General features: G+C 61.7%; 16 protein-coding genes. 8 read left to right on the top strand and 8 right to left on the bottom strand.

Annotated features, from left to right (window positions below):
• The first annotated feature begins 55 nt into the window (after window positions 1–55).
• A complete protein-coding gene (locus CEC48_RS05660) occupies window positions 56–1381 on the top strand; it encodes an MFS transporter (protein WP_088422857.1) in 1326 nt (441 codons plus the stop codon).
• Here the strand turns inward: CEC48_RS05660 and CEC48_RS31505 are convergent.
• Entirely contained in the window at window positions 1336–1581 is a 246-nt protein-coding gene (locus CEC48_RS31505) for a hypothetical protein (protein WP_176438672.1), read from the bottom strand. The genes CEC48_RS05660 and CEC48_RS31505 overlap by 46 nt on opposite strands.
• Before the next feature lie 61 nt (window positions 1582–1642).
• On the opposite strand from CEC48_RS31505, the gene CEC48_RS05655 reads away from it, so the two are divergent.
• From CEC48_RS05655 to CEC48_RS05645, 3 genes are all read left to right on the top strand, one after another.
• A complete protein-coding gene (locus tag CEC48_RS05655) occupies window positions 1643–2578 on the top strand; it encodes a LysR substrate-binding domain-containing protein (protein WP_063032584.1) in 936 nt (311 codons plus the stop codon).
• Between the two features lie 26 nt (window positions 2579–2604).
• Window positions 2605–3792, top strand: a complete 1188-nt coding sequence (locus tag CEC48_RS05650) for a low temperature requirement protein A (RefSeq protein WP_088422856.1) — start codon at window positions 2605–2607, stop codon at window positions 3790–3792.
• A gap of 70 nt (window positions 3793–3862) precedes the next feature.
• Window positions 3863–4225, top strand: a complete 363-nt coding sequence (locus tag CEC48_RS05645) for a 5-carboxymethyl-2-hydroxymuconate Delta-isomerase (RefSeq protein ID WP_088422855.1) — start codon at window positions 3863–3865, stop codon at window positions 4223–4225.
• Between the two features lie 128 nt (window positions 4226–4353).
• Here the strand turns inward: CEC48_RS05645 and CEC48_RS05640 are convergent, their stop codons facing one another.
• The 4 genes from CEC48_RS05640 to CEC48_RS05625 form a co-directional block, all read right to left on the bottom strand.
• The gene (locus CEC48_RS05640) at window positions 4354–5289 is read right to left on the bottom strand and encodes a LysR family transcriptional regulator (protein WP_088422854.1); all 936 of its coding nucleotides are present in this window, start codon (window positions 5287–5289) and stop codon (window positions 4354–4356) included.
• Window positions 5290–5426: 137 nt separating this feature from the next.
• Window positions 5427–6614, bottom strand: coding sequence for a cyanate transporter (locus CEC48_RS05635; RefSeq protein ID WP_088422853.1), 1188 nt, complete (start codon window positions 6612–6614; stop codon window positions 5427–5429).
• Between the two features lie 255 nt (window positions 6615–6869).
• Window positions 6870–8312 carry an aldehyde dehydrogenase family protein gene (locus tag CEC48_RS05630; protein ID WP_088422852.1) on the bottom strand — a complete coding sequence of 481 codons (1443 nt, stop codon included), beginning with the start codon at window positions 8310–8312 and terminating at the stop codon, window positions 6870–6872.
• Entirely contained in the window at window positions 8309–9934 is a 1626-nt protein-coding gene (locus tag CEC48_RS05625; RefSeq protein ID WP_088422851.1) for a 5-guanidino-2-oxopentanoate decarboxylase, read from the bottom strand. Before CEC48_RS05625 ends, CEC48_RS05630 begins: the two co-directional genes overlap by 4 nt.
• A gap of 115 nt (window positions 9935–10049) precedes the next feature.
• Here CEC48_RS05625 and CEC48_RS05620 point away from each other — a divergent pair, with 115 nt between their 5' ends.
• A complete protein-coding gene (locus tag CEC48_RS05620; RefSeq protein WP_088422850.1) occupies window positions 10050–10928 on the top strand; it encodes a LysR substrate-binding domain-containing protein in 879 nt (292 codons plus the stop codon).
• Between the two features lie 118 nt (window positions 10929–11046).
• Here the strand turns inward: CEC48_RS05620 and CEC48_RS05615 are convergent, their stop codons facing one another.
• Window positions 11047–11661, bottom strand: coding sequence for an NAD(P)-dependent oxidoreductase (locus tag CEC48_RS05615; RefSeq protein ID WP_088422849.1), 615 nt, complete (start codon window positions 11659–11661; stop codon window positions 11047–11049).
• A gap of 34 nt (window positions 11662–11695) precedes the next feature.
• Window positions 11696–12568 (bottom strand): MBL fold metallo-hydrolase, encoded by an 873-nt coding sequence (locus CEC48_RS05610; RefSeq protein ID WP_088422848.1) that lies wholly within the window; start codon window positions 12566–12568, stop codon window positions 11696–11698.
• 104 nt (window positions 12569–12672) lie between these two features.
• On the opposite strand from CEC48_RS05610, the gene CEC48_RS05605 reads away from it, so the two are divergent.
• Entirely contained in the window at window positions 12673–13578 is a 906-nt protein-coding gene (locus CEC48_RS05605) for a LysR family transcriptional regulator (protein ID WP_088422847.1), read from the top strand.
• A gap of 100 nt (window positions 13579–13678) precedes the next feature.
• Window positions 13679–13855, top strand: coding sequence for a hypothetical protein (locus CEC48_RS31500; protein ID WP_176438671.1), 177 nt, complete (start codon window positions 13679–13681; stop codon window positions 13853–13855).
• Here the strand turns inward: CEC48_RS31500 and CEC48_RS05595 are convergent.
• On the bottom strand, window positions 13839–14735 hold the full coding sequence (locus CEC48_RS05595; RefSeq protein WP_088422845.1) for a helix-turn-helix domain-containing protein: 897 nt from the start codon (window positions 14733–14735) through the stop codon (window positions 13839–13841). The genes CEC48_RS31500 and CEC48_RS05595 overlap by 17 nt on opposite strands.
• A gap of 189 nt (window positions 14736–14924) precedes the next feature.
• Between CEC48_RS05595 and pobA the strand changes: the two genes are divergently transcribed.
• On the top strand, window positions 14925–16109 hold the full coding sequence (gene pobA / locus CEC48_RS05590; protein WP_176438678.1) for a 4-hydroxybenzoate 3-monooxygenase: 1185 nt from the start codon (window positions 14925–14927) through the stop codon (window positions 16107–16109).
• Window positions 16110–16128 lie beyond the last annotated feature (19 nt).

The following is a 16128-nucleotide window of genomic DNA, read 5'->3' as shown; positions in this document are numbered from 1 at the left end:
ACACCGATGCGCCCCCCAGCCGTGGCGCTGGCGGGGCGCCAAGAGGACTTGCCCGATGAAGACTGCCCACACTGCCCGTGAACCACGGGAGTTGAACAAACTGATGTTCGTCAAGCTGATGCCCTTGCTGATCATCGCCTACGTGCTGAGCTTCCTGGACCGCACCAACATCGCCCTGGCCAAGCATCACCTGGACGTTGACCTGGGGATTTCCGCCGCCGCATACGGCCTGGGTGCGGGGTTGTTTTTCCTGACCTATGCGCTGTCGGAAATCCCCAGCAACCTGATCATGCACAAGGTCGGCGCGCGGTTCTGGATCGCGCGGATCATGGTGACCTGGGGCCTGATTTCGGCGGCCATGGCCTTTGTCCAGGGCGAAACCTCGTTCTATGTCCTGCGCCTGCTGTTGGGTATTGCCGAAGCCGGCCTGTTTCCCGGGGTGATGCTGTACCTCACCTACTGGTTCAACCGCGAGCAACGGGCACGGGCCACCGGGTATTTCCTGCTCGGCGTGTGTTTTGCCAACATCATCGGCGGCCCGGTGGGCGCAGCGTTGATGCGCATGGACGGGATCCTCGGCTGGCACGGCTGGCAGTGGATGTTCCTGCTCGAAGGCCTGCCGGCGGTCGCGTTTGCCTGGGTGGTGTGGCGCAAGTTGCCGGACCGTCCGAGCAAGGCGCCATGGCTCTCGGCTGAAGAGGCGCGCGGGATTGAACAGCGCATCGCGATGGAGACCGAAGAGGGCGCAGGCGAGGGCGGGCATTCCCTGAAAAACTGGCTGACGCCGCAAATCCTGCTGGCGATCTTTGTGTATTTTTGCCATCAGATCACCCTCTACACCGTGATCTTTTTCCTGCCGAGCATCATCAGTAAATACGGTGAACTGAGCACCATGAGCGTCGGCCTGCTGACCTCATTGCCGTGGATTGCCGCAGCGGCAGGCGCCGTGTTACTGCCGCGTTTTGCGACCACGCCCACCCGTGCCCGGCGCCTGTTGATTACCGGCTTGCTGACCATGGCGCTGGGCTTGGGCATTGCCTCGGTGTCCGGGCCGGTGTTCAGCCTGCTGGGTTTTTGTGTGTCGGCGGTGATGTTCTTTGTGGTGCAGTCGATCATTTTTCTCTACCCGGCTTCACGCCTCAAAGGTGTGGCGCTGGCGGGCGGGTTGGGCTTCGTCAACGCCTGCGGGTTGCTCGGCGGGTTTGTCGGGCCATCGGTGATGGGCGCGATCGAGATGAGTACCGGCAATGCCATGAACGGCTTGAAAGTGATTGCCGTGGTACTGGTGGTGGCCGCGTTGGCGGCGTTGCGTTTGCGCCAGGGGCAGGAGCCGAATCACACCAGCAATGAGGTGGGAAACCCCGAAGCCAGCACCAGGTAAGCCACGACTGCCGCCAGGCACAAACCCACAAATACCCGCAACAGTGTCCTGGCGGTGGGATGAGCGATGAATTTGATGGCCCAGAGCAAAATCCCGGCGAGCAGGACGCTCAAGGCAGAAATGACCAGCACGATGGTGTTCTCGCAAGCCTTGGAAGCTGCTTTATAGTCCCAAAGGCCCGTGTTGAACAGTGTGCGCATAGACGCAGGCCCCCGGGTGTTTCTAAACTGCTGCTTATCCAGGGCAGTGGGGCGGTCGCCGATGAATCGCAATGAATTACGCAAGGCCGACATCAACCTGATGGTCGTCTTTGAAACCTTGATGCTCGAACGCAACGTGACCCGGGTGGCCGAAAAGCTGTTTCTCGGCCAACCCACCATCAGTTCGGCCCTCAACCGCCTGCGTACGCTGTTCAATGACCCGCTGTTCATTCGCGTTGGCCATCGCATGGAACCGACCGCGCGGGCCGAGGAAATCATCAAGCACTTGTCGCCGGCCCTCGATTCATTGTCGTCGGCCCTGAGCCTGACCCACGATTTTGACCCGTCCATCAGCACCATGACCTTTCGCATCGGCCTGTCGGATGACGTCGAGTTCGGCCTGCTGCCGCCACTGTTGCGCGCCTTGCGCCAGGAAGCGCCGCTGGTGGTGTTCGTGGTGCAGCACGTGGACTACTGGCGCATCCCGGACCTGTTGGCTTCCGGCGATATCACCGTCGGTATCACCCAGACCCGTGGCCTGCCGGCGAATGCCAAGCGCAAGTTACTGCGGCATATCCGTCCTTGCCTGTTGCGGGCAGATGCTTCGGACAAACCGCTGACCCTCGACGAATATTGCGCACGGCCTCATGTGCTGGTTTCCCACACGGCCAACGTGTCCGGGTTTGCCGATGAGTGGCTGGCGGAGATTGGTCGCAAGCGTCATGTGGTGCTGTCGGTTCCGCAATACAGCGCGCTGCCGGCGTTGCTCGCCGGTACCGACATGATCGCCAGCCTGCCGGACTACACCGCCCAAGCCATGGCTGCCGGCGGGAATTTGTTCTGTGAGCCGTTTCCGTTTGAAACCCCGACCCTGGACTTGTCGATGGTCTGGCTCAGCCACGTCGACACCGACCCGGCGGAACGCTGGATGCGCTCGCGGCTGGAGGCATTCATGAGCGAGCGGGACATGCTGCCGGTGGTCGCGCCAAAATCTTGAGATAACACCTTCAGGGAGATCCACCCATGACCCCATCCCGTTCCTTGCTGCGTGGGCGCGGCAGTCATGACAGCGGCAAGGTTGGCATGGTCGAGCTGTTTTTCGACCTGGTGTTCGTGTTCGCCGTGACCCAATTGTCCCATTCGCTGCTCGCGCATTTATCCATCGGCGGCGCAGTGCAAGTGGCACTGATGATGGTGGCGGTGTGGTGGGTGTGGATCTTTACCTCGTGGGTCACCAACTGGCTGGACCCGGAAAAAATCCCGATCCGCATTGGCCTGTTCGGCTTGATGGTGGCCGGCTTGCTGTTGTCCTCGTCGATCCCCAAGGCGTTTACCGACCGTGGGCTGTTGTTTGCCGGTGCCTATGTATTCATGCAGGTTGGGCGCACGCTGTTTGCGTTGTGGGCGGTGCGTGGCGAGTCGCTGAACATGACCCGCAATTTCCAGCGGATCCTGGCGTGGATGCTGTTTTCCGGAGTGTTCTGGATCACCGGCGCGTTGCTCGAAGGCGAGCAGCGCCTGGCCTTCTGGGCGTTGGCATTGTTGATCGAGCTGATTTCGCCGTCGGTGTATTTCTGGGTACCTGGGCTTGGGCCCTCGACGCTGGCGGACTGGAATGTGGAAGGCAACCACATGGCCGAACGCTGCGGCCTGTTTGTGATCATCGCCCTCGGTGAGTCGTTGCTGGTGACCGGCGCCACCTTCGCCGAATTGCCCTGGAGTGTGGAAGGCCTGGCGGCCTTCCTGGTGGCGGTGGTGGGCAGCATCGCCCTGTGGTGGATCTATTTCGACAGCGGCGCCGAGCGCGCCCACCACCGCATCGCCAGCTCCGCCGACCCCGGCCGTCAGGCGCGGATCGCCTACACCTACCTGCATGTGTTGATCGTGGCCGGGATTATTGTCAGCGCCGTAGCCGACGAACTGGTGCTGGTGCACCCGGGGCACGCCAGCCAGGCGGGCGTGGTGGCGATCATCGCCGGCCCGTGGCTGTTTCTGCTGGGCAGTGCGTTGTTCAAGTGGGTGATGAGCGACCGGCCGTTGCCACCGTTCTCGCACCTGGGCGGGTTACTGATGTTGCTGGTGTTGTTGCCGCTGGGGTTGCAGCAGGTGTTTTCGGCGTTGCTGCTGGGCGCGCTGACGTCGGCGGTATTGGTGGTGGTGGCGATTTGGGAAAATCGCTCGCTGCACAGCGTGACCGAAGTTTTACATTGAAAACGGTCTGATTCCGCCAGGTCGCGTGCTATACGTATGACTCTTTTCCTACAATAAATCGGAGCTTTTCATGCCGCACCTGCATCTGGAATACACCGCCAACCTGACAGAGCTGGCCGTTGAGAAAGCCCTGTTGCGGCTCAACAACGTGCTGATGGCGTCCGGGCAGTTCGGTTCCGAGTTCGATATCAAAAGCCGCGCGCTGAAGGTAGAGACTTTCCAGGTGGGCACGTCCATAAGCCCGCGCGCTTTTATCGCGGTGAAGCTGTCGCTGCTCAGCGGGCGTTCACCGCAGGTCAAGAAGCAGTTGTCGGAAAGCCTGTTGGCGGCGCTGCAGGATCTGGGCGATTGGCCTGCCGAGCTGCAGGTGCAGCTCAGTGTCTTGCTGGTAGACATGGACCGCGATTCCTACAGCAAAATCACCATCGGCTAACGGGCAATACGCTGTGGCGAGGGAGCTTGCTCCCGCTGGACCGGGCTGGCGCTCCAGTGCGAAGCGCTCCCAAAACTCTTGGGGCCGCTACGCAGCCCAGCGGGAGCAAGCTCCCTCGCCACAGGGGGTCATAATAACCCCTGATCCGCACACACCTTCACCACCTGCTCCCTGAACCACGTGTTGGCGCTGTCCTGCTCGCTGTGTTCATTCCACTGCATGTCCAGGGTAAACCCCGGCAACCCGTTCGGCGCTTCGCAATGGCCGAACACGCTGTTGTCCGCCAGCAGCTTCTGCACCCGACGGGGCAGGGTGACGACAAAGTCGGTGCCGGTGATCATCTTCAGCGCCGCGCTGTAGCTGTTGGCCCGGGCGATCACCTGGCGTTTGTGGGACTGGCGCGCCAGCCAGCCGTCGATCATGTTGGTGTCGGAACTCCACGGCGTTGGGAACACGTGGCGCCGGGCGACGAAGGATTGCAGGCTGAACGCCGGCTCCCGGGGCGCCGAGTGTTTGTCGAACACGCACACCAAGTCGTCCTCCAGCAACATCTGGGTGTTGATGTCTTTGTGCTCGCGATGAAAGTGCGGGCCGAAGCAGATCACCAGGTCCAGACGCCCGTCACGCAAGGCTTCGGCCGGGATGTCGGTTTCCAGCTTCTGCACATTGACGATCACCGGCAGGTCGGCGTGGTCGAAGTTTTTCAGCAGGCGCGGCAGGATCAACTGTTCGAAGTATTCGGGGGCGCAAACGTTGAAGGTCACGGCCTTTTGGGTGGGGTCGAAGGCCTGGCTGCCGGCATGGCACAGGTTGATGCTTTCGAGGATTTTCTGCACATGGCCGTACATGCTGGTGGCTTTGTACGTAGGACGCATGCCGGCCCGGGTGTTGATAAACAACTCGTCTTCGAAGCTGGTGCGTAGCTTCTTCAGGCTGTAGCTCACGGTGGACTGGCTGACGAACAGGGTTTCGGACACCTCGGTGACGCTGCTTTGGTCATAAACAGCGATAAACACCATCAGGTCCTGCATATCGAGCTTTCTAAGCAAGTTGCTGTTTAACATCCGTTCCGTCCGCAAATCGTTTGTACCGAGTTCGGTACAAGACAATACAAAATGTTAACGGAACGCTCGTACCAATAGAAAGCTCTGTCGGACCTTTCTCTGTTTGAGGTGGGACAAATAATGTTTACAACACGACCTCAGCGAATATGCCGCGCGTAATGCCGGGGATCGAAGCGCAGCACGATCAGCAGCATCACTACTACCACCGCCGTCAGCGCCCACCAGGCCCATTCGAAGCTGCCCAACTGGTCGCGGATCATCCCGGCGATCAGCGGCGACAGGCCGGCGATCAGGTAACCAATACCCTGCACGAAGGCAGTCAGGCCACCGGCGCGGCGTGGGTTGTCCAGATGGTCGAGGGACAGGATCAGGCTCATCGGAAACAGCCCGCCAATCCCCAGGCCCAACAGGCACGGCCACAGCAGGCTCAGGTGTTGCGGGCTGAGGATCAGGCCGCAGAAGCCGGCGATGATCAGCACCAGCAACACCGCGACCACGCCGCGCTTGTCCCGGCGGCGGTTGGCGATGGCCGGGGTGACCAGGCCGGAGACCACTTCCATGGCCGTCAGGAAACCCAGTAAAAGGCCGGCATTCTGTTCGCTCCAGCCCATTTCCACGTAGTACGGCGCCAGCCAGGCGAGTACGCAGGTGTAGGACGCAGTACCAAGGCCGAAAAAGATCGCCAGCAGCCAGGCCCGGCGATTGCCGAAGAATGACTCTTGCGGGCCAGCACCGGCTTGCGGCAGTGGTGGCAACACCGAGCGTTGGGCATACCAGAACACCAGCGCCAATACGGCGAGAACCGCCCAGATCGCCAGGCCGATGCGCCAACTGCCGGTTTGCACCTGGATAAACGGCGAGAACGAAGCGGCGAGGGCCGCGCCGCCCATGATCGCGGTGACGTACAGGCCCATGAACAGGGAAACGTTGTCGCTGAAGCGAGACTTGATCAACGCAGGCATCAGCGCCTGGATCATCGCGATGCCTACGCCGGCGGCGATGGCGCTGAGGATCAGCTCAAGCGCCGAGTCGAGAAATAGCCGGGAGACGGTGGCCAGGCCGATCACCACCAACGACAGCACGATGCTGCGATGCTCGCCGAAGCGCTTGGCCACGCCCATGCCAAAAAACATCGCCAGGCCCATGGCCATGACCGGCAACATCGTGAGCAAGGAGGCGGTGCTGAAACTCAGCGGCACATCGCCGCGAATCGACGACAACAACGGGCCGACGGCGGCCATCGAGGGGCGCAGGTTGAGGGCGACCAGCACCACGCTGATCATCAGCCAAAGGGCAGTGGTGGGTTTTGCGCGGACGTTTTCCATGGGCAGGCCTTGAACTGACAAGTGCAGTATTAGGCCGGGCGTGGGGGAGGGGGGCAAATGAGAAAGTCGTTGGGGCTATTGAAAAAATGCGGGCGGGATTTTTGTGGGGGGAGGTTTGTTGTGGCGAGGGCGCTTGCTGTGGCGAGGGAGCTTGCTCCCGCTGGGCTGCGTAGCGGCCCCAAGAATTTTGGGAGCGCTTCGCACTCCAGCGCGAGCAAGCTCCCTCGCCACAGGGACTGTGCTGTCTGGTCGTTGTCAGACCGCCCGAATCACATGCTTGATCTCCTGAAATGCCTGCAACCCCCACGGCCCCAGTTCCCTGCCGATGCTGCTCTGCTTGTAACCGCCCCACGCCGTTTGCGGGAAGATCACCTGCGGCGCATTGATCCACACCAGGCCCACCTGCAACGCATTCGCCACCCGTTCAGCCGCTTCAAGGTTGCTGCTCAGCACACTGGCCACCAACCCAAACTCGCTGTCATTGGCCAACGCCACCGCCTCGGCTTCACTGGCAAAGCTACGCACGCACAACACCGGGCCGAAGATTTCCTCGTTCCACAACGCGCTGTCCAACGGCACTTCGGTAAACACCGTAGGGCGAATGAAATAGCCGTGGGGCAAATCCGCCGGGCGCCCGCCGCCACACAGTAACTTCGCGCCAGCTTGCACGCCCCGTTCGATATGCCCCAGTACCCGCTGGTACTGCGCACGGTTGACCAGCGCGCCCATTTCCACGTCTTCGGCAAACGGGTCCGTCACGCGAATACGCTCGGCCTTGGCCTGCAAGCGAGTCAGAAACTCATCCGCCAGTTCATCGGCCACCAACACCCGGCTGGTGGCGGAACACATCTGCCCGGCATTGAAGAAACCACCGCCACAGGCCAGCTCGACCGCCAGGTCGAGGTCGGCGTCCGCCAGCACCAGCAACGAGGATTTACCGCCCAATTCCAGGCTCACGCCCTTGACCGTCTCGGCAGCGCGCTGCATCACCTGCACGCCCACTGCGTTGCTGCCGGTGAAGGAGATTTTCGCTACCCGTGGGTCAGCCGCCAATGGCGCACCCACTGCCAGGCCAGTGCCACAAACCACGTTGAACACACCGGCAGGCAGCCCCACTGTCGCGATGATCTTGGCCAGTTCCAGCTCCGCCAGCGGCGTTACTTCCGAAGGCTTGAGCACTACGCAGCAACCGGCAGCCAGCGCCGGGGCGAGTTTCCAGGCGGTGGTGACCATCGGGAAATTCCACGGCACGATCAGGCCCACCACGCCGCACGGTTCACGGCGTACGCGGGCGCTGAAATCTTCGGTGGGCAGTGTCACCGAACGATCCTGGCTGGCGTCCATTTCGTCGGCCAAACCGGCGTAATACGCGAACGTGGCGATCACGTCGTCCACATCAATCCCCGCCTCGAACAGCGGCTTGCCGTTGTTGCTCGATTGCAGGTGCATCAGGTGTTCGCGCTGGGCGCTCACGCCTTCGGCGATCTTGCGCAGCAGTGCGGCGCGATCGCGGCCGGTGCTTTTGGACCAGTTCGGGAAGGCAACGCTGGCCGCGTCTACCGCGTGAGTCACGGCAGTGGCATCACCCACATTCACCTGGGCCAATGGGGCCTCGGTCGCCGGGTTGATCACGTCCAGCACGTCATGGCCCGCACGCCACGCACCATTGATATACAGCCCGTTCAATACCGCGCTCATACCGCCGCCTCCTTCATCCAAAGGCCTTGGTCGATTTCAATCAGCGTCGGGCCCTGGCGATCAGTGGCGGCACGCAATGCGCTGCGCAGTTCTTCAACACCGTGCACGGCCTGGGCGGCGCAACCCAGGGCCTTGGCCACGCCGATAAAGTCCGGGGTGTAGATGTCTACGCCCACCGGCTCGATGGCGCGGTTGACCATGTATTTCTTGATCTCTTCATAGCCCTGGTTATTCCACAGCAGCACGATCACCGGCGTGTGCGCTTCCACGGCGCTGGCCAGTTCCGGCAGGGTGAATTGCAGGCCGCCGTCGCCGATCAGGCACACCACCGGCGCGCCGTTGCCGCGACCCAGCCACGCACCAATGGCCGCCGGCAACGCGTAGCCAAGGGTGCCGTAGCCGGTGGAGGAGTTGAACCAGCGGCGCGGCTGGTCGAGGTTCAGGGTCAGGTTGCCGGTGTACACCGGTTGGGTGGAATCGCCCACCAGTACGGCGTCGGGCAGCTCGTCCAGCACGGTGTTGAGGAACAGGGTTTGCGCGCGGGTCGCGGCGTCCCAGGTGGGTTCCAGTTCGCTCCACAGACGGGCGACGCGGTGTGCGCCCCAGTGGTTGTCGCGTGCGGCCAAGGGCTGGTTGCCCAGTTCGGCAAGCAGTGCCTGGGCGGCGATTTGTGCGTCAGCCACCAGTGCGACCTGTGGTGGGTAATTGCGCACGGTCTGGTCGGCATCGATGTCGATGCGCAGCAGGGCGCCGGGAATCTCGAAGCCGCCGGCGAAGGTGACGTCGTAGTCGGTTTCTGCCAGCTCGGTGCCGATCGCCAGTACCACGTCTGCCTCGGCCACCAGGGCGCGGGTGGCGACCAGGGTTTGGGTCGAGCCGATCAGCAAGGGATGGTTGGAGGCGAGCATGCCCTTGGCATTAATGGTCAGGGCCACGGGCGCGCCGAGGGCTTCGGCCAATTGCGTCAGCTCGGGCGCTGCGTCGATGGCACCACCGCCGGCGAGAATCAGTGGGCGTTTGGCTGCCGCGAGCAACTGGCTCATCTGCTTGACCGCCGACGGTGCAGCTCCCGCCCGGGAAACGCTGACAGGCGTACTGCCGAGCAAGGCGTCGGCGTTTTCCACCAGCACGTCCAGCGGGATTTCGATATGCACCGGGCGCGGTCGCCCGGCCTGGAACAGCGCAAACGCCCGGGCCAATACACCGGGCAATTCGGCGGCCGACATCAAGGTATGGGAGAACGCCGCCACGCCCGCGATCATCGCGCTTTGGTTCGGCAGTTCGTGCAGCTTGCCGCGCCCGCCACCCAACTGGCTGCGGGACTGCACGCTGGAAATCACCAGCATCGGGATCGAGTCGGCATAGGCCTGGCCCATGGCGGTGGTGATATTGGTCATGCCGGGGCCGGTGATGATGAAGCACACACCGGGCTTGCCGCTGGTGCGCGCATAACCGTCGGCCATAAAGCCGGCGCCCTGTTCGTGGCGCGGGGTGACGTGGCGGATACTCGAGCGCGCCAGGCCCCGGTAGAGTTCCACGGTGTGCACGCCGGGAATGCCGAACACTTGGTCCACGCCGTAGCCTTCCAGCAGGTTGACCAATACTTCGCCGCAGGTCGCCATATCGTTCCCTTTATTATTGATTCAGAGGAGGTCGGTATTGGAACGGCTGGCCTGTAGCGGCAACAATCGATAAAAAGTCATACTAGCCATGTCTTCACGTCATGGCTGCGCCCTTATGAAACGCCTTCCACCCTTGCCGGCCCTGCACACCTTTTGGGTCACGGCCCAGTGCTGCAACTTCACCCGTGCCGCCGAGCAATTGCACATCACCCAGGGCGCGGTGAGCCGGCAGATTGCCGGGCTGGAAAGCCACTTGGGTTATGCGCTGTTCCAGCGCCAGGCCCGGGGCTTGAGCCTCACCGAAGAGGGCCGCGAATGGTCGCTGCGGGCGCAGCAGGTGTTTGGCTTGATCGGCGATGCGGTGGAACAGATCGGCACCCGCCGCGAAACCTTGCAGCTCAAGGCCTCCACCTGTGTGATGCGCTGGCTGTTGCCACGTCTGATGCAGTGGCAGCAGGAGCGCCCGGACGTGCCGGTGGAGCTGACCACCACCGTGGCCTACACCGTTGACTTTCGTCGCGAGCAGTTTGATGCCGCGGTGATCTATGCGCCGATTGCCGAGCAGTCGGCCCAGGCCCGGCATTTGTTTGATGAGCGACTGACGCCGGTATGCGCGCCGGCCTTGCTCGGTGGTTTGCACACGCCTGCGGATTTGCAGCAGCAGGTGCTGTTGCACCCCACGCGGGATGAACGGGATTGGGCGTTGTGGTTGAAGGCGGCTAATACGCGCTTGAGCAATCTTGCCCAGGGGCATCATTTTGAAACGCTGGATCTGGCGATGACGGTGGCGTCCCAAGGCTCCGGCGTGGCGATTGGCGACAGTGCGCTGATTGGCGAGGACCTCAAGGCGGGGCGGTTGGCGACGCCGTTTGAGTTACGGGTGCCGACGGGGATGGGGTATTACCTGGTGTACCCGCCGGGGACGGAGCCCTCGGCGGGGTTGGAGCAACTGATGGACTGGCTGGTGAGCCAGGCGCAACAGCCGTCACCCTGAAGATCAAAATGTGGGAGCGGGCTTGCTCGCGAAGGCGCCGTGTCAGCTAACACATCGGCTAACTGACCCACCGCCTTCGCGAGCAAGCCCGCTCCCACATTTTCAGTGTGCGTCAGTCTTAATAACCGACGGTAAACCGCTGGCGCGAATGCTTCGGCGTTTCCACTTCATCAATCAGCGCAATCGCAAAGTCGGCAAAGCTGATCCAGCTGCGGCCTTCATTGCTCACCAGCAACTCATCCTGGCCCAGGCGAAATTTGCCGGTGCGTGCGGTCTCGACGAACTCCGCCGAGGGCGACAGGAAGGTCCAGTCCAGGTCTTTTTCCTGACGCAGGGTGTCGAGGAAAACGCTGCCGGCGCTGGCTTCGGCTTTGTATTCCTCGGGGAAACCGGGGCTGTCGATCACCCGGCTGCCGCCCGACAACAGCAGCGAACCGGCACCGCCCACCACCAGCAGGCGTTTCACGCCGGCTTTTTTCACCGGGTTGATCACTGCTTCCGCAGGCAGGGTGGCGAAATGCGCCGCACTGATCACCACATCGTTGCCGCTGATGGCCTGCTCCAGGGCCTGGGCATCCAGCGCGTCCACTTGCTTGACGGTGACGCCAGGGCGCACGCCAATCTTGTCGGTATTGCGCGCGATGGCCGTGACGGTGTGCCCGCGACGCAACGCTTCTTCCAGCAGTTGGCTACCGGCGCGACCGGTGGCACCAATGATTGCGATCTTGCTCATGACGTTCTCCAGTACGGTTAAGGGGGGAATCAACTCACCACTGCATTTCGCCCTTGGCGACTTTCGCGCTCAGTTCCAGGGAGCTTTCGTCAGCCAGGTTCGGGTAACGCTTTTTCATCGCGCCAATCAGCGCGGCAGAGTCCTTGGCCTTGGCGGTTTCCTCGTCGAAGGCCTTGATGTAATCGGCGGTGAACGCCACGGATTTGAGCGACGGTGTACCCAGGTAGTGACCCGGAATAACGGTGCGGGGTTTCAAATCCTGGATACGTTGCAGGGTCGCCAGCCAATCGGTGTGGGATTTGGCGGTTTGCGTATCGGCCATCCACAGATGAATGTTTTCAGCGACGACCACACCACCGACCACCGCCTTGATCGACGGGATCCACACAAAGGTGCGGTCCGGTTGCGGGCCGTCGAGGCCGATCACTTCCAGTTTCTTGCCTTCGAGGGTCAGGCTGTGGCCTTCAAGCACTTGAGGGATGACGGTGGTGGCAGGCTTGTCTGCACCCATTTTCGGGCCCCAGAATTCAAGCTTTCCGGCAACGGTGGCCTTGATATGGTCCACCACCGGCTGCGGCGCCAATACCTTGGCCTTGGGGAACGCGGCGGTCAGCGTGTCGAGGCCGAAGTAGTAGTCCGGGTCGCCGTGGCTGATGTAGATGGTGGTCAATTGCTTGCCGCTGGCGCGGATCTTCTGCACCAGTTGCTCGGCCTGGCCCTTGCCGAATTGGGCGTCCACCAGAATTGCGTCTTTATCGCCGCTGACCAGCACCGAACTGACCGGAAAGATGGCCGCCTCGCCGGGGTTGTAGACATCCAGGGTCAGGTCGGCTGCCACCGCGTGGGCGGCGAAGGCCAGCGCGGCAGTCGCAACGGCAAAGCGTTTGAGGGACGAAAATCCAAACATGTGCAGCTCCAGTGATCGGTAAGCGGTGGACAGAGCTTAGTTGCACCAAACGCTACAAAAAATGCGATGCTTGGACATAGTTTGTTTCTAAAAGCGGGCAAATCATGGATCGTCTTCAAGCAATGCGCGTGTTTGTGGCCGTGGTGGACTTGGGCAGTCAATCGGCGGCGGCCGACCACCTGGACCTGTCGCGGCCGGTGGTATCGCGCTATTTGGCGGAGCTGGAAGACTGGGTCGGCGCGCGGTTGATGCACCGCACCACCCGCAAGCTCAGCCTGACCGCCGCCGGCAGCGAAACCTTGCCCCGGTGCCGGCAGATGCTGGAGTTAGGTGCCGACATGCAGGCCGCTGTCAGCGAACCGGATGAAGCGCCCCGTGGTCTGCTGCGCCTGAGCGTCAGTACTTCGTTCGGTCAGGCACAACTGGCCGATGCGATGGCCGAATACGTCAAGGCCTACCCGCTGGTGAGTATCGACATGCAGATGCTCGACCGCACGGTGAACCTGGTGGATGAGCGCATCGACCTGGCGATTCGCACCAGCAACGACCTGGACCCTAACCTGATCGCCCGCAAGCTCACGGTGTGCCGCTCGGTGATTTGTGCGTCACCGCTTTACCTGCTGGAGCACCCGCAGCCCCACAAGGTCGAAGACCTGGCTCGGCACAACTGCCTGACCCACTCCTACTTCGGCAAAAGCCTCTGGCATTTCGAAGAACACGGCGAGCAAGTCTCGGTACCGGTGCAGGGCAACATCAGCGCCAATGAAGCCAGCACCCTGTTGCGGGCGACGCTGGCCGGGGCCGGGGTCTCGATGTTGCCCACGTACCAGGCGGGTGACTATGTCCGCAGTGGCCAGCTGACCCGCCTGCTGCCCGGGGCCGAACCTCGGCAGATGAACATGTATGCCGTGTACGCCTCGCGCAAGCACATGCCGTCGGCGCTGCGCAGCCTGCTGGATTTCCTGGTGCTGAGGTTCCCGGAAGAGCCGGTGTGGGACGTCGGTCTCTGAGCCGACATAAACACGTTGAATGTCGCCCAATAATGGCGACATACCCCGATTGACCTATGCTTATAAAAGCACCTTCTTGATCGGATCAGAGGTCAGCATCATGTCGATCAAAACAAGAAAGTACCTGATGATTTTCACCCTGTGCGCCGCCGCTACAGCGCTCTACGGCACTGCCGCCTACCGCGTCGAACAGACCCGCATCCAGCCGAGCTTCGCCTCCGGCTGCGATCACGGCCAATGCGTTGGCCACATGGCGGCCTTCAGCTCGCTGCGCTAGCGCCCTGGTCGGCTTTCAATTGCTCCCGAAACGCCTTCGGGGAGAACCCGACGCGTCGGCGAAACAGTCGCGAGAAGTTGGTAGGGTCAGAAAAGCCCAACACTTCCGACATCTCATTGATGGTCATACTGGTGTAAGTCAGCAGGCGCTTGGCTTCCAGCAATTGGCGGTCGTGCATGATCTGCAACGCAGGCTGCCCGCCCAATTCCCGACACGTACCGTTCAGGTGTGAGACCGAGATCCCGAGCTTGTGGGCCAGGTCTTCGATTTTCGGGTGTTCGCGGTAATGCTGTTCCACCAACTGGGTGAACCGGCGGAAGTATTCGCGGCCCCGGGGCGCCCTTGGGTGGCGACGCTGGATGGCCTGGCGGCTGATCCACACCAGCAGCACACTGACCAACGCGTGCATCATCATGTCTCGCGCCGGTTGATCGTTGGCGTACTCATCCTGCAAGCGCGCAAACAGACTGTTGAGGTAATCACTGTCATTACCGGCGGGGTAGCTGCCCAAGGCGTTCAGGCCGTCCAGCGCCGCGCCCAACTGCCCCTGCAAATGGGCCATCAGCGGCGCGGCCAGGGTGACCACAAACCCTTCGATGTCTTCGGAAAACCGAAAGCCATGCACGCATAACGGCGGCAGTACCTGCAACGTCGATTCGTTCAGCGTGCTGCGCTGGCCTTCGATCTCCAGCTGCGCCTGGCCCTTGTGCACGTACAGCAACTGGCACAGGTCCGCGTGCCGATGGGGCTGGATCTCCCACTGGTATTCACGGCTGCGCCGCGAGATGGTTTCACAATGCAGCAAATCCGGGGTCGGCCATTGCTGGCTCTCACCGTAGAGTTTGAACACTGGAATCGCGGCACTGGCAGTTTTAGTCATGGCTTCATCCGATACTTCGGGAGAGTTGTGCGGTAATCGCCCCAATTGGCGAAAAGCGCAGCTTTAGGCTCAGTTTTCACCTTCTTATGCCGGGCACTCAAGTGAAAAATGCCAGCAACACCATCAATGACAACTCTTTCACCGAATACGTTCGAGTGAAGCTTGCGGGCCATAAAAATAATGAAAACGCTGAAAACCCAAGTCGCCATCATCGGCGCCGGCCCCTCGGGGCTGCTGCTCGGCCAACTGTTGCACAACGCCGGGATTGAAACCCTTATTCTTGAGCGCCAGACGCCGGATTACGTGCAAGGCCGTATTCGTGCCGGGGTGCTGGAGCAAGGCATGGTCGACCTGCTGCGCCAGGCCGGCGTCAGTGCGCGCATGGATGCCGAAGGCCTGGTGCATGATGGCTTTGAGCTGGCCCTGAACGGGCAATTGACCCATATCGACCTCAAGGCGCTGACCGGCGGTAAGACCGTTATGATCTACGGCCAAACCGAAGTGACCCGCGACCTCATGGCCGCGCGCCAGGCCAGCGGCGCCACCACGCTGTACGAAGCCAGCAACGTGCAGCCCCATGATATGAAAAGCGCAGAGCCGTGGCTGAGCTTCGAGCATGAGGGCGAACATTATCGCCTGGACTGCGATTACATCGCCGGCTGCGACGGTTTTCACGGTGTGGCGCGTCAGTCGATTCCCTCTGAGGCGTTGAAGGTCTTTGAACGGGTGTATCCGTTTGGCTGGCTCGGCATCCTCGCCGACACCCCGCCGATCCACGACGAACTGGTGTACGCCAGGCACGAGCGCGGCTTTGCCCTGTGCAGCATGCGTTCCCCGACCCGCAGCCGCTATTACGTGCAGGTGCCGGCGGATGAGTCGGTGGAGGACTGGTCCGATGAGCGCTTCTGGGATGAACTGAAAACCCGCTTGCCCGCGTCACTGACCGAGCAACTGGTGACCGGCCCGTCCATCGAAAAGAGCATCGCGCCACTGCGCAGCTTCGTGGTGGAGCCAATGCAATACGGCCGCCTGTTCCTGCTCGGCGACGCCGCCCACATCGTGCCGCCCACCGGCGCCAAGGGTTTGAACCTGGCGGCCAGTGATGTCAGCACCTTGTTCAACATTTTGCTCAAGGTGTACCGCGAGGGCCGGGTGGAATTGCTGGAAAAATACTCACAGATTTGCCTGCGACGGATCTGGAAGGCCGAACGGTTCTCCTGGTGGATGACCTCGATGTTGCACCAGTTTCCTGAGGCGGACGGCTTCAGCCAGCGCATCGCCCAGAGCGAGCTGGAATACTTCGTTGACTCCGAGGCCGGGCGTAAAACCATTGCAGAAAATTACGTCGGACTTCCTTACGAGGCTATCGAATAGCCAGCTATCCAGTACACTG

Source organism: Pseudomonas sp. K2I15, assembly GCF_002204795.1.
Classification (GTDB): domain Bacteria; phylum Pseudomonadota; class Gammaproteobacteria; order Pseudomonadales; family Pseudomonadaceae; genus Aquipseudomonas.
Note: the sequence above shows the minus strand (reverse complement) of the source record. Positions and strands in the feature narration are given on the sequence as shown.